The organism is Tropicibacter oceani (assembly GCF_029958925.1).
Lineage (GTDB): Bacteria > Pseudomonadota > Alphaproteobacteria > Rhodobacterales > Rhodobacteraceae > Pacificoceanicola > Pacificoceanicola oceani.
The window spans coordinates 1,553,244-1,566,994 of record NZ_CP124616.1; the positions used below are offsets into that span (position 1 = coordinate 1,553,244).

The 13,751-nt window shown below is 65.7% G+C and carries 13 protein-coding genes; 10 read left to right on the forward strand and 3 right to left on the reverse strand.

Features of this window, described 5'->3' with window-relative positions; translation table 11 throughout:
• The first annotated feature begins 48 nt into the window (after positions 1-48).
• Genes rsmI through QF118_RS07465 form a run of 4 tightly spaced genes read left to right on the forward strand, consistent with a single transcriptional unit; the run spans position 49 to position 3,188 of the window.
• The gene (gene rsmI / locus QF118_RS07450; RefSeq protein WP_282301994.1) at positions 49-897 is read left to right on the forward strand and encodes a 16S rRNA (cytidine(1402)-2'-O)-methyltransferase; all 849 of its coding nucleotides are present in this window, start codon (positions 49-51) and stop codon (positions 895-897) included.
• The gene (locus QF118_RS07455; protein ID WP_282301995.1) at positions 897-1,298 is read left to right on the forward strand and encodes a YraN family protein; all 402 of its coding nucleotides are present in this window, start codon (positions 897-899) and stop codon (positions 1,296-1,298) included. The genes rsmI and QF118_RS07455 overlap by 1 nt, the downstream gene beginning before the upstream one ends.
• 58 nt (positions 1,299-1,356) lie before the next feature.
• Complete coding sequence (gene gshB, locus QF118_RS07460) at positions 1,357-2,292, forward strand: glutathione synthase (RefSeq protein WP_282301996.1); 936 nt, start codon at positions 1,357-1,359, stop codon at positions 2,290-2,292.
• Positions 2,289-3,188, forward strand: coding sequence for an alpha/beta hydrolase (locus QF118_RS07465; RefSeq protein WP_282301997.1), 900 nt, complete (start codon positions 2,289-2,291; stop codon positions 3,186-3,188). The genes gshB and QF118_RS07465 overlap by 4 nt, the downstream gene beginning before the upstream one ends.
• Here the strand turns inward: QF118_RS07465 and QF118_RS07470 are convergent.
• The 3 genes from QF118_RS07470 to QF118_RS07480 all read right to left on the reverse strand — a co-directional run bounded on the left by QF118_RS07470 (position 3,158) and on the right by QF118_RS07480 (position 6,819).
• Positions 3,158-4,672, reverse strand: coding sequence for a YifB family Mg chelatase-like AAA ATPase (locus tag QF118_RS07470; protein ID WP_282301998.1), 1,515 nt, complete (start codon positions 4,670-4,672; stop codon positions 3,158-3,160). The genes QF118_RS07465 and QF118_RS07470 overlap by 31 nt on opposite strands.
• A 105-nt stretch (positions 4,673-4,777) precedes the next feature.
• Positions 4,778-5,821, reverse strand: coding sequence for an ACR3 family arsenite efflux transporter (gene arsB, locus QF118_RS07475; RefSeq protein ID WP_282301999.1), 1,044 nt, complete (start codon positions 5,819-5,821; stop codon positions 4,778-4,780).
• Between the two features lie 134 nt (positions 5,822-5,955).
• Entirely contained in the window at positions 5,956-6,819 is an 864-nt protein-coding gene (locus QF118_RS07480; protein ID WP_282302000.1) for a glutathione S-transferase, read from the reverse strand.
• 224 nt (positions 6,820-7,043) lie between these two features.
• On the opposite strand from QF118_RS07480, the gene QF118_RS07485 reads away from it, so the two are divergent.
• The 6 genes from QF118_RS07485 to QF118_RS07510 all read left to right on the forward strand — a co-directional run bounded on the left by QF118_RS07485 (position 7,044) and on the right by QF118_RS07510 (position 13,750).
• A complete protein-coding gene (locus QF118_RS07485; protein WP_282302001.1) occupies positions 7,044-7,922 on the forward strand; it encodes an RNA polymerase factor sigma-32 in 879 nt (292 codons plus the stop codon).
• Positions 7,919-8,722, forward strand: coding sequence for a ChaN family lipoprotein (locus QF118_RS07490; protein WP_282302002.1), 804 nt, complete (start codon positions 7,919-7,921; stop codon positions 8,720-8,722). Before QF118_RS07485 ends, QF118_RS07490 begins: the two co-directional genes overlap by 4 nt.
• A 55-nt stretch (positions 8,723-8,777) precedes the next feature.
• Entirely contained in the window at positions 8,778-9,971 is a 1,194-nt protein-coding gene (coaBC, locus tag QF118_RS07495) for a bifunctional phosphopantothenoylcysteine decarboxylase/phosphopantothenate--cysteine ligase CoaBC (RefSeq protein ID WP_282302430.1), read from the forward strand.
• Between the two features lie 63 nt (positions 9,972-10,034).
• Positions 10,035-10,496, forward strand: a complete 462-nt coding sequence (dut, locus tag QF118_RS07500; protein WP_282302003.1) for a dUTP diphosphatase — start codon at positions 10,035-10,037, stop codon at positions 10,494-10,496.
• The gene (locus QF118_RS07505; protein WP_282302004.1) at positions 10,496-11,533 is read left to right on the forward strand and encodes a HesA/MoeB/ThiF family protein; all 1,038 of its coding nucleotides are present in this window, start codon (positions 10,496-10,498) and stop codon (positions 11,531-11,533) included. Before dut ends, QF118_RS07505 begins: the two co-directional genes overlap by 1 nt.
• Positions 11,534-11,728: 195 nt before the next feature.
• The gene (locus QF118_RS07510) at positions 11,729-13,750 is read left to right on the forward strand and encodes a M3 family metallopeptidase (protein WP_282302005.1); all 2,022 of its coding nucleotides are present in this window, start codon (positions 11,729-11,731) and stop codon (positions 13,748-13,750) included.
• Position 13,751: the final 1 nt, after the last annotated feature.

Below are 13,751 nucleotides of genomic sequence, written 5' to 3' on the forward strand. Positions count from 1 at the left end.
CCAAGCCATGTGAGGGGTCCAGTGACGATTGAGGGGAAAAAAGGCGCTTTGACGCCGGGGTTGTATCTTGTCGCGACGCCCATCGGGAATGCACGCGATATCACCCTGAGAACGCTGGACATTTTGCGGGACGCCGATGTGCTGACCGCCGAGGACACGCGCAGCCTTCGGCGATTGTTGGACATCCACGGGGTCGCTTTGGGCGATCGCCCGCTGGTTTCCTACCATGATCACAGCAGTGCAAAGGTGCGCGACCGGATCATCGCGGCGCTGGAGGCAGGGCAATCGGTGGCCTATGCCTCCGAGGCGGGCACGCCGATGATTTCCGATCCCGGCTTTGATCTGATGCGCGCCGCACAATTGGCCGGGTATCCGGCAACCAGTGCGCCGGGGCCCTCGGCGGTCGTGACGGCGCTGACCCTGGCCGGATTGCCGACCGACCGGTTTCTGTTTGCCGGATTCCTGCCCAATGCTTCGGGGGCGCGCAAGAAGGCGCTGACCGAATTGCGCGGCGTTCCGGCCACGCTGGTAACCTACGAATCCCCCAAACGGCTGGGCGCCATGCTGCGCGACGCGGCCGAGGTGCTGGGCGCCGAACGCCCCGCCGCCGTCTGCCGCGAGTTGACCAAGAAATTCGAAGAGGTCCGGCGCGGTACCCTGACCGAACTGGCCGATCACTATTCGGACGCGCAGGCGCGCGGCGAAATCGTCGTGCTGATCGGCAAGGGCGATTCAGACTCTGTTAGCGAAACCGACCTAGAGTCCGAGGTGCGCAAGGCGCTGGAAACCATGTCGGTGCGTGATGCGGCGGACTATGTCTCGGCCCGGCTGGGGGTGAAACGACGTGCGGTGTATCAGCTGGCCATGCAGATGGAATCGGAGCAGGGGGATGCCTGATGGCAACACCGCAAGGGGTGGCGCGCGACCCAAGGAACCGGCAATCGCGCGGGCAAACCAGCCACTTTGCCGGCCATGCCGCCGAGGAAAACATCGCGCGTGACTACGAGGGGCGCGGATACCCCATCGTGCACCGCCGCTGGCGCGGCAAGGGCGGTGAGATCGACCTGATCGCGCAGGATGGCGCGGGTTTTGTCTTTGTCGAGGTCAAGCAAAGCCGCTCTTTCGACCGCGCCGCGTCCCATGTCAGCCCGCGGCAGATGCTCCGATTGCAGACCGCGGCCGAGGAATTTCTGGGCTCTCAGCCCCTTGGCGCGCTGACCGACGTGCGCTTTGATGTGGCCCTGGTGGACGGGCGCGGCGATATTCGGGTCATCGAGAATGCCTTTGGTCAGTTCTGAGCGGCATTGAACCTGCGCGCCGGTTGCGCCATCTATGCAAGGCAACCGGAGACTGCCCATGAAAATCGCCTTTCAGATGGACCCGATCACAGGGGTCAATATCAACGCCGACAGTTCCTTTCGCCTGGCCGAAGAGGCGCAGAACCGCGGGCACGAGCTGTTTTACTACGGCCCGGACCACCTGGCCTATGAAGAGGGGCGCATCACCGCGCGCGGGCACTGGATGACCGTTCAGCGCGTCGCCGGGACACCCGCCATTCTGGGCGACGAGGTCAAGGTCGACCTTGCCGAGATGGACGTGGTCTGGCTGCGCCAGGACCCGCCCTTTGACATGCATTACATCACATCGACCCACCTTCTGGACCGGCTCAAAGGGCAGGCGCTGGTGGTGAACGACCCGTTCTGGGTGCGCAATTTCCCGGAAAAACTGCTGGTTCTGGATTTCCCCGACCTGACGCCGCCGACCACCATCGCGCGCGATCTGCAGACCATCCGCGAATTCAAGGCCAAGCACGGCGATATCATCCTCAAACCGCTTTACGGCAATGGCGGCGCCGGGGTGTTCCGGCTGGATGCCAACGACAAGAACCTGTCGTCGCTGCACGAATTGTTCACCGGTTTTTCGCGCGAACCGCTGATCGCGCAGAAATACCTGCCGGACGTGACGGCGGGTGACAAACGCGTGATCCTTGTCGACGGCGAACCGGTCGGCGCGATCAACCGCGTGCCCGCAGCAGGCGAGGTCCGCTCGAACATGCACGTGGGCGGGCGCCCGGAAAAAATCGACCTGACCGCCCGCGACCGCGAGATCTGCGCCGCCATCGGACCCACCCTGCGCGATCGGGGGCAGGTGTTCGTGGGCATCGACGTGATCGGCAACTACCTGACCGAGATCAACGTGACTTCGCCCACCGGCATTCAGGAACTGGAGCGGTTTGACGGCATCAACGTCGCCGAAAAGATCTGGCAGGCGATCGAGGCCAAGCTGACATGAGCTGGCAGCTGAGGCTGCTGAACGTGCAGCTTCGGCTGGTGGCAAAGCGCACCTTGGCGCGCTTGCCCGACGTGGCGACCGCGCGGCGGCGCCTGGACGCGGGCGCGCGCTGGAGCTTTCGCCCGACGCCCTTGACCCGGCATTTCGTGCGCCCCGGGGATCTGCACTGGATCGGGTCGGGCCCGGCCCAGGCGGGGCGGGTGATCCTGTATTTTCATGGCGGTGGCTATATTGCCGGCAGCCCCTCGACACACGAGGGCATGATCGCGCGCATCGCCCGCCTGTCCGGTATCGAGGTGTGCGCCCCGCAGTATCGCTTGGCCCCTGATACGCCCTTTCCCGGCGCGCACGACGATGCCTTGGCCGCTTGGGACCAACTGCAGGCCATGGGGTATGCGCCCGGCGACATCGTGCTTGGTGGCGATTCGGCTGGCGGCGGTCTGGCCTTGGCGCTTTTGGCGCAGCTTTGCGCCCGGGGCGAGCCGCCGCGCGCAATCTTTGCCATGTCGCCCTGGACCGATCTGACCCTGTCCGGCGCCAGCCTTTCGGAAAACGCCAAACGTGATGCGATGTTGCCCGTCGGCCGGATCGAAGAGTTGCGTGAATACTATCTGCAGGGCGCGGATGCGGATGACCCGCGTGCATCCCCCTTGTTTGCGGATTTCCCGGGCTGTCCGCCCGTCTTGCTGCATTATTCGATGTCCGAAGTTCTGCGCGACGACACATTGCGCATGGAAAAGCACTTGCAGGCGCAGGGCGCCGAGGTCGACGTCGAGGCACAAGAAGATGCGCCGCACGTCTGGCACCTGTTTGACGGCTGGATACCCGAGGCGCGGGACAGCCTGCGGCGCATCGCGCGGTTTGTTCAGGTCTCTTTCGAGGACACGAGCCGATAGCTTAGCGCCTCGGCCAGGTGGGGGCGTTGGATGGCCTTTGCGCCATCCAGATCGGCGATGGTCCGGGCGACGCGCAACACCCTGTGATAGCCGCGCGCCGACAGGCCGAACCGCTCGGCTGCCTTGTTCATCAAATCGCGGGTTTCGCTGTCCAGCGTGGCGATCTCTTCCAGGTGCTGGCCTTCGGCGTCGGCATTGGTGCGCATCCCCGGGGCGCCGGCAAAGCGCACGTCCTGGATGGCGCGCGCGGCGGCGACGCGGGCCGCCACGGTTGCCGATGTATCCCCGGACGGCGGCAGGTCGAGATCGGAAAACCCGACCGGAGGCACCTCGATCCGTAAATCGAACCGGTCCATCAGGGGGCCGGAAATGCGGCCAAGGTAGTCTTCGCCGCAGATCGGGGCGCGGGAACAGGCGCGCGCAGGGTCTGACAGGTAGCCGCATTTGCAGGGGTTGGCCGCCGCCATCAGCATGAAGCGGCTGGGATAGCGGATATGGGCATTGGCCCGGGCGATCATCACCTCGCCGGTTTCGATTGGCTGGCGCAGGGTTTCCAGCGTTGCGCGGGCGAATTCGGGGAATTCGTCCAGGAACAGCACGCCGTTGTGGGCCAGGCTGATCTCTCCGGGTTTGGCATTGCGCCCGCCGCCCACGATGGCCGCCATCGAGGCCGTGTGATGCGGTTCGCGAAACGGGCGGGCGCGGGAAATGCCGCCTTCGTCCAGCAAACCTGCCAGCGAATGGATCATCGAGGTTTCCAGTGCCTCGACGGGGGACAGGGGCGGCAGGATGCCGGGCGAACGCTTGGCCAGCATGGATTTGCCCGACCCGGGCGTGCCCACAAGCAACATGTGGTGACGCCCCGCCGCGGCGATTTCCATCGCGCGTTTGGCGCGTTCCTGGCCCTTGACGTCGCGCAGGTCGCGGGTGCTGTTGCCCATGTCGACCTCGCCGGGGGTGGCCGGGTCCAACACCGCCTTGCCGGTGAAATGCTGGACCACGTCCAGCAGCGTGCTTGCCCCGATGACATTGCAGGCGGCGACCCAGGCCGCCTCGGCCCCCGAGGCGCGCGGGCACAAGAGCGACCGGTCGTCCTGCGCCGCGGCCATGGCGGCCGGCAAGGCTCCGATCACCGGCACAAGCGAGCCATCGAGCGATAATTCCCCCAGCGCCACGGTCTGCGCCACGGCGTCGCGCGGGATGACGTCCAGTGCGGCCAAAAGGCCAAGCGCGATGGGCAGGTCGAAATGCGACCCCTCTTTTGGCAGGTCGGCGGGCGACAGGTTGATCGTGATGCGTTTCGACGGCAGGGCGATGGCCATCGACGACAGCGCGGTGCGCACCCTGTCGCGCGCTTCGGACACGGCCTTGTCGGGCAGGCCGACGATGGAAAAGGCCGGCAGGCCGGGCGTGATGGCGCATTGCACTTCGACCGGGCGGGCCTCGACCCCTTCGAAGGCGACTGTATAGGCGTGCGCGACCATTCCCCGAACTTTCGAAATTGGTTAACGGGGTGAGACTGCGGCAAGCATGGTTAGAGAAGTGTTAACGCCGCCCTGTTTGGGCGGCGGGGATGCAGGGCGCGGCGTTTATGTCGCAAAGCGAGCGCGCGTGCGGTTGGCAAAGGCGACCAGCGACAGCATCACCGGCACTTCGACCAGCACGCCGACGACTGTGGCCAGCGCCGCGCCTGAATGCAGGCCGAACAGGCTGATCGCGACGGCCACGGCCAGTTCGAAAAAGTTCGATGTCCCGATCATGGCGCAGGGGGCGGCGATGCGGTGGGGCACCTTCAGGGCCCAGGCCGCGCCATAGGCCAGGGCAAAGATGCCGTAGCTTTGGATCAGGATCGGAACGGCGATCAGGGCGATCACCATCGGGCGCTCCAGGATCACTTCGCCCTGAAGGCCGAACAGGATCATCACCGTGGCGATCAGGCCGATGACCGACAGCGGTTTGACCCGTGCGGAAAAGGCCTCGATCGCGGTTTTCGACCCCAGCATGCGCCGGGTGATCAGCCCGGCGATCAGCGGCAGCACGACATAAAGCACTGTCGCCAGAACCAGCGTTTCCCATGGCACGACGATGTCGGTGACGCCCAGTAGAAAGGCGACGATGGGGGCAAAGGCGACGACCATGATCAGATCGTTCACCGAGACCTGGACCAGCGTATAGGTGGCATCGCCGCGCGTCAGTTGCGACCAGACAAAGACCATGGCCGTACAGGGCGCCGCCCCCAGAAGGATCAGCCCGGCAATGTATTGCGCCGCGTCCTCGGGGGCGATCCAGGGGGCAAAGACATGCTCGAAGAACAGCACCGCAAGCAGCGCCATGGTAAAGGGCTTGATCAGCCAGTTCACCACCAGCGTGACGATCAGCCCCTTGGGTTGCCGGGCAACCCCCGCGACAGCGCGGAAATCCACGCCGACCATCATCGGATAGACCATGGCCCAGATCAGCACCGCAACCACAAGGTTGATCGAGGCAACCTCGGCCGCGGCCACGGCCTTGACCAGGCCCGGCGCCACGCTCCCGATCCCCATCCCCGCCAGCATGGCGAGGGCGATCCAGACCGACAGGTAGCGTTCAAAGAAACCGATGGCCTGGTCTGGTTTGGGCGTGCTGGTGGTCATGGCTGCGGCTTTCCGGGTCTTGTTGTCGAATCCTTGCTTTGGGCAGGCATAGCCCCGTTCGTCGCGGCAGAAAACGCCGGAGTGGCACGGTACCCCCACCCGGGCGCGCCGCGCACCCGGGTGGGGGCAGGGTTTCATGCCTCCAGCAATTGCATGAAGGCGGGCCATGCCTCGGGGTCGGCGACGGTCTTGTCGCGGCAAAAGGCGTTGCAGAACCCAAAGGTGCGGCCCTGCATCCGCATCAGATGCGTGACCGGATCGCCGGAATAGGGGCAGGTCTGGTTTTCGGGGGTGCCTGTGTCGGTGGCCTCGGCCGGGATGGGCGCGGGGCCGGGCCAGGGTTTCTGCGCATGGTCGCGGGCATACCAGGGTAGTGTCGCCCCCTTGGCAAAGCCCATGGCGCGCCAGCGGCGGAAGGCCGGGTCGTTCAGATGCTGATCGACATAGGCCTGAGCAGGGGCCGAAACGGCAATGCCATAACCCGCGATCCGCGCGGCAACCGGGGCATAAAAGGCATCGGCTGCGCTGTAGTCCCCGCACAGCCAGGGCCCGTCTGACCGCTTTTGCGCATGGGCCCAAAGCTCCTCGATCCGGGCGATATCGGCCTTGGTCGCATCCGACGGGGTGAAATCGGCATAGGCCGTGCGCAGGTTCATCGGGCATTCATTGCGCAAGGCACCAAAGCCCGAATGCATTTCGGCGGCCAGGCTGCGGGCCAGGGCGCGCAGGCCAGGATCGGCAGGCCAAAGACCGGCCTCGGGGTGGCGCGAGGCAAGCTCCTCGGCAATGGCCAGGCTGTCCCAGACCACCGCGTCGTCCATCACAAGTGTCGGCACAGTCCGGGCCGGAGCATGGCGCGCCATCTGCTGGGCCACGTCCTTGTCCTGAAAATCGACGTTGTGGATGTCGGCGTCGATGCCAAAGCGACGGAACAGCAGCCAGCCGCGCAAGGACCAGCTGGAATAAGAATAATCACCGATAAAGAGAGCGTAAGCCATGGAACCCTTTCCTGTTTGCTGCGTTGACCACGATAGGGCCGCCTTTGCGGGCAGGGAAATTCAAAATTGCGCGCCTTGCATCACCGATGCTGATGGGTGCCCCGGGGGTCATTGGCGCATCTGGTTTGCGCGAAAAGTGATCCGGTTCGGCCTGCGCTGCGTACACTGATCAAACACGAGAGCCGACAGGCGACAACAGCAGGGAAGACCTCAAGGGGGCAACCATGGCACTTGATGGACTGAACGACCAGACGCTATCCCGCCGGGCCATGAAGGCCGAGCTTCTGGACGCGGAAACCGAGCGGGAGCTGGCCTATGCATGGCGCGACCACCGCGATGAACAGGCCCTTCACCGGCTGATCACGGCCTACATGCGGTTGGCGATTTCGATGGCGTCCAAGTTCCGCCGCTATGGCGCGCCGATGAATGACCTGATCCAGGAGGCCGGGCTGGGCCTGATGAAGGCCGCGGACAAATTCGACCCCGATCGCGGCGTGCGTTTTTCGACCTATGCGGTGTGGTGGATCAAGGCCAGCATTCAGGACTACGTGATGCGCAACTGGTCGATGGTGCGCACAGGGTCCACGTCGTCTCAAAAGTCGCTGTTCTTCAACATGCGTCGGGTGCAATCGCGGCTGGAGCGTGAGGCATCGGCGGCGGGCGAGACACTGGATCGCCACCAGCTGCGGGAAATGATTTCAAAGGAAATCGGCGTGCCGCTGCGGGATGTCGAGATGATGGAAGGGCGCCTGTCAGGGTCCGACTTTTCGCTGAACGCAACCCAGTCGGTCGAGGACGAGGGCCGCGAATGGATCGACACGCTGGAAGACGACAGTGCGCAGGCCGAAGAGCTGGTCGAAAACAGCCATGACCGCGAACAGCTGCGAGACTGGTTGATCAAGGCGATGAATGCGCTGAACGATCGCGAACGGTTCATCGTGCGCGAACGCAAGCTGCGCGACGAGCCGCGGACCCTGGAAAGCCTGGGAGAAGAGTTGGGACTGTCGAAAGAGCGCGTGCGCCAGCTCGAGGCGGCGGCCTTTGTGAAAATGCGCAAATCGCTTGAAGCGCAGTCCGGCGAAGTGCAACACTTTCTCGCATGAAACCTTTTCTGGCCGTCCTTTTCTGTCTCGCCTCGGCCCTGTCGGCCGGGGCGCAGGCATTGGACCTGAGCGCTGACATCGTGTTCCTGGGCGAACAGCACGACAATCCGGCGCATCACGCGCGGCAGGCCCAGTTGGTGGCAGAGCTGGCACCCAAGGCCCTTGTTTTCGAGATGTTGACGCCAGAGCAGGCCTCCAAGGCCACCCCGGACATCCTGAGCGACGCCAAGGCGCTGGGCGATGCCCTGCAATGGCAGCAAAGCGGATGGCCGGATTTTTCCTGGTATCACCCGATCTTCACATCCGCGCCGGGCGCCATGATCGTCGGCGCGGCGGTCCCGCGCGAGGCGGCGCGCGAGGTCATGGAGCAGGACGTGGCACAGGTGTTCGGCCCGGCCGCAGCGGATTTCGGCCTGACGGAACCCTTGTCAGAGGACCAGCAGGCGACACGCGAAGCGCTGCAAATGGCCGCCCATTGCGATGCCCTTCCCAAGGAAATGCTGCCGCTGATGGTGTCGATCCAGCGCCTGCGCGACGCCAGGCTGGCCGAGGCGGCGCTGCAGGCCTTTGAACAGACCGGCGGCCCGGTGGCGGTGATCACGGGCAACGGCCATGCCCGAAAGGACTGGGGCGCGCCTGCGGCGCTGGCGCTTGCCGCGCCCGGGGTTCGGGTGGTGGCGCTGGGGCAGGGTGAAACCGATGTCGGCGCGCCGGACGGTGTCTTTGACGTCACCGAGCTGAGCGCGCCGATCCAGCGCGAAGATCCCTGCAAGGCGTTTCTTGAGCAGCGCGGCAATTGAGTTTCCCCGCGTGACGCCCTAACACTTGGCAGACTTGTCCATCTGGGAGCGCGACATGCTGACCGGCAAACGCATTTTGTTGATCGTCGGGGGCGGGATCGCCGCCTACAAATGCCTCGACCTGATCCGCAGGCTGCGTGAACGCGGCGCAATGGTCACCCCGGTGATGACCCGCGCGGCGACGCAATTCGTCACTCCGCTCAGCCTGTCGGCGCTGGCGGGCGAAGAGGTGCACCAGGACCTGTTCGACCTGACCAAAGAGGCCGAGATGGGCCATATCCAGCTAAGCCGCGTGGCGGACATGGTGCTGGTGGCCCCGGCCACGGCGGACCTGATGGCCAAAATGGCCGGGGGCCATGCCAACGACCTGGCCACGACGCTTTTGATGGCGACCGATACGCCGGTGATGATCGCCCCGGCAATGAACGTGCGGATGTGGGACCATCCCGCGACCCAGCGCAACCTTGCGGTTCTGCAGGGCGACGGGGTCCGGGTGATCGGCCCCAACAGCGGCGACATGGCCTGCGGCGAATACGGGCCGGGGCGCATGTCCGAACCGCTGGAAATCGTCGCGGCGCTGGAAACGGCGCTTGCCGGTGGGCCGTTGCAGGGCAAGCGGGTGCTTGTCACCTCGGGCCCCACGCATGAACCCATCGACCCGGTGCGCTATATCGCCAACCGGTCCTCGGGGGCGCAGGGCACGGCGATCGCCGAGGCGCTGCGCGATCTTGGGGCGCATGTGGTCTTTGTCACCGGCCCGGCCGAAGTGGCGCGCCCCGCAGGGGTCGAAGTGGTCGAAGTCGAAACCGCCCGCGAAATGCGCGCGGCCGTGCTGGGCGCCTTGCCGGTCGATGCCGGGGTCTTTGCCGCCGCCGTCGCCGACTGGCGCGTGGCGCGTGAAAGCGGCAGCAAGATCAAGAAGGACAAGGGCGCGCTGCCGGTGCTGGAATTCGCGGAAAACCCGGATATCCTGGCCGAGGTGTCGCAGCTGAAGGACAATCGCCCGGCGCTGGTGGTCGGTTTCGCCGCCGAAACCGATGACGTGCTGGCCAATGCCACGGCCAAGCGCAAGCGCAAGGGCTGTGACTGGATCGTTGCCAATGACGTCAGCCCGGCGACAGGGATCATGGGCGGGTCCGAAAACGCGATCGTGCTGATTTCCCAGGATGGCGCAGAGGACTGGCCGCGCATGGCCAAACCCGAGGTCGCCCGCCGCCTGGCGCAAAGGATCGCCGAGACCCTGGGCTGATCCCCACACGAACCTTGCGCCGCCTGGCGCAGGCATTGGACCCAAACAGAAAGAACAAGCAGCATGAGCCAGGTCGAGATTGCGATCATGTGGGAGGACGGGGCGGACCGGTCGCTTGGGCTGCCGTTTTATGCCACCGCCATGGCGGCGGGGGCCGACCTGCGCGCCAACCTGGCCGATCGCGGAAGGCTGGTGCTGGACCCCGGCGCGCGCGCGCTGGTGCCGACCGGCCTGCGCCTGGCGATCCCGGAAGGGTACGAAGTGCAGATCAGGCCGCGGTCGGGCCTGGCGCTGAAGCATGGCATCACCCTGCCCAACGCGCCGGGCACGATCGACGCCGACTACCGCGGGCCGCTTGGGGTGATCGTGATGAATGCCGGCTCCGAACCCTTTGCCATCAGCCACGGTGACCGGATCGCTCAGATGGTGGTCGCGCCGGTGGTGCAGGCCGGATTTCGCAGCGTCGAGGCCCTGCCGGAAACGGCGCGCGGGGCCGGTGGCTTTGGGTCGACCGGGAGGCACTGATGGGACTGGTTCTGGCACTGGCCGCCGCGCTTTGGGCGATAGGCTATCTGATGGGCGCGCCAAGGCGGGCCCGGCTGACGATGATCGGGGTCTTGTACCTAGGCGTGGTGCTGCTGCATCTTGTCCTGCCGGGCGGGCATGCCCTGCGGCTGGCGACGGGCGGCACGGCCGCGCCCTGGTTGATCCTGGGCGGTCTGGCCGGGCTGGGTCTGCTCTACGCCGTGGGGGTCAAGCGGCTGAAAGCACGAGCCAGCCAGCGAGAGGCGCGCGAGGCCGCGCCCAAAACCGGGCTGTTCGCCGAGGGCGAGCTGGAGCGCTATGCCCGGCACATCGTGCTGCGCGAATTGGGCGGCCCCGGTCAGAAAAAGCTGAAAGAGGCAAAGGTGCTGGTGATCGGGGCGGGGGGGCTTGGATCGCCTGCGCTGCTGTACCTGGCGGCGGCGGGCGTCGGGCGCATCGGCGTGATCGACGATGACGTGGTCGACAGCGGCAATCTGCAACGCCAGGTGATCCACCGCGACGCGACCATCGGCATGCCCAAGGTGTTTTCCGCCGAAGCCGCGATGAAGGCCCTGAATCCCTATATCGAGTTGCGCCCCTATCACCGCAAGCTGACCGAGCAGATCGCGGAGGACCTGGTGGCCGACTATGATCTGCTGCTGGACGGGACCGACAATTTCGACACCCGCTACCTGGCCAACAAGGTGGCCGTGGCGCAGGGCAAACCGCTGATCTCGGGGGCGCTGAGCCAGTGGGAAGGGCAGATCAGCGTCTTTGACGCCAAGGCGGGCGGGCCGTGTTACCAGTGCATTTTCCCGCAGGCACCGGCGGCGGGCCTGGCGCCATCCTGCGCCGAGGCCGGCGTGCTGGGGCCCTTGCCCGGGGTTGTCGGGTCGATGATGGCGGTGGAAGCGATCAAGCAGATCACCGGGGCGGGGCAGGTGCTGCGATCACAGATGCTGATCTACGATGCGCTGTGGGGCGAGACCCGCAAGATCGGTCTGAAACGCCGCGCGGACTGCCCGGTGTGCGGCTAGGGCGCGCTGCCCGCCGGGCCGCGGCGCGCGCGGATGGGGCAGGAGCCTCCGGCGGGGATATTTGATGCACAAAGAAACCGCGATGTCCGGGTTTTTCGGGGGGTTTTGGTCCCCCGCAGGTCGGATGGGGCGGTGACGGTGATTGAAGCGGGGGCGCCGGGCGCCTAGCTTTGGATGAGCAGACAGGAGAATTGCATGACAAACCCGCTTCTTGCCGATTGGGATACGCCCTTCGGCCTGGCACCGTTCGACCGGATTTCGGACGAGGATTTCGCACCCGCGCTTGAGGTGGGGCTGGCCGAGCACATGGCCGAGATCGAGGCGATCGCCAACAACGAAGAGGCGCCGAGTTTTGCCAATACCATCGAGGCGATGGAAGGGGCGGGACGAGCGCTGGACAAGGTTCTGGGCACCTTTTTCAACGTTGCGGGGGCGGACAGCAATCCGGCGCGCCAGGCTTTGCAGCGGGCGTTTTCCCCAAAGCTGGCGGCGCACAGTTCGGCGATCTATGCCAACAAGGCCCTGTTTGCGCGGGTCCGCACCCTGTGGGACGGGCGCGAGGCGTTGGGGTTGGACGATCAGGAAGCGCGGGTTCTGATGCTGACCCATCGCGGTTTTGTCCGGGCGGGGGCGGCGCTGGAAGGGGCGCAGGCCGAGCGCATGGCCGAGGTCAAGTCGCGGCTTGCGGTGCTGGGAACGCAGTTCACGCAGAACCTGCTCAAGGACGAGGCCGACTGGTTGATGGAGCTGGATGAGACGGATCTTGAGGGGCTGCCCGATTTTGTCGTCGACGCCGCCCGTTCGGCCGGTGAGGCGGCGGGCAAGGCCGGGCCGGTTGTCACCCTTTCGCGGTCGATCATCGTGCCGTTCCTGCAGTTTTCGCCGAACCGTGCGCTGCGCGAGAAGGCCTGGCGCGCCTGGACCGCGCGCGGCGCCAATGGCGGCGAGACGGACAACCGCGAGATTGCCGCCGAAACGCTGAAGCTGCGCGAAGAGCGTGCGCGCCTGTTGGGCTATCGTGATTTCGCGGACTACAAGCTGGAAACCGAGATGGCCGGTACGCCGGACCGGGTGCGCGGGTTGCTGATGGATGTCTGGGGGCCTGCCAAGGCCGCCGCCATGGCGGACGCGGCCGAGATGGAAAAGATGCTGCAGGCGGACGGGATTGCCGGCCCGCTGGAGCCCTGGGACTGGCGCTATTACGCGGAACGGCGGCGCAAGGCGCTGCATGACCTGGACGAGGCCGAGCTGAAGCCCTATCTGCAGCTGGATCGGATGATCGAAGCCGCCTTTGCCTGTGCGCAGCGCCTGTTCGGGCTGGAGTTCACGCCGCTGGACGTCCCGCTGTACCATGCCGATTGCCGCGCCTGGGAGGTCACGCGCGATGGCGCGCACCTGGCGGTGTTCATCGGGGATTACTTTGCCCGCGCCTCCAAACGGTCGGGGGCCTGGTGTTCGGCCATGCGGTCGCAAGCGCGCCGGCCGCGGCTGGAAACGCCCATCGTGGTGAATGTGTGCAACTTTGCCAAACCGTCCTTGGGCAAGCCTGCGCTGCTGTCCTATGACGATGCGCGCACGCTGTTCCATGAATTCGGCCATGCGCTGCACCAGATGTTGTCGGATGTGGACTTTGGGTCGATCTCAGGCACCTCGGTGGCGCGTGATTTCGTCGAGCTGCCCAGCCAACTGTACGAACATTGGCTGGAGGTGCCCGAGGTTCTGAGCGAATTCGCCACCCATGCCGACACCGCAGAGGCGATGCCGCAGGCACTGCTGGACAAGGTGCTGAAGGCTGCGACCTTTGACATGGGGTTCCAGACGGTGGAATACGTCGCCTCGGCGCTGGTGGATCTGGAGTTCCATATCGGCGCGGCCACGGCTGACCCGATGCAGAAACAGGCCGAGGTGTTGGAGAGCATCGGAATGCCCCGGGCGATCGGCATGCGCCACGCAACGCCGCACTTTGCCCATGTCTTTGCCGGCGACGGCTATTCCAGCGGCTACTACAGCTACATGTGGTCCGAAGTGATGGACGCCGACGCCTTTGCCGCCTTTGAAGAGGCGGGCGGGGCCTTTGACCGGGCGATGGCCGAACGTCTGGAACGGTTCATCCTGTCGCGCGGCGGTTCCGAAGAGGCGGCGGATCTGTACATGCAGTTCCGTGGCAAGATGCCGGGGGTCGAGGCGCTGCTGAAAGGGCGCGGCCTGGCGGCGTGAT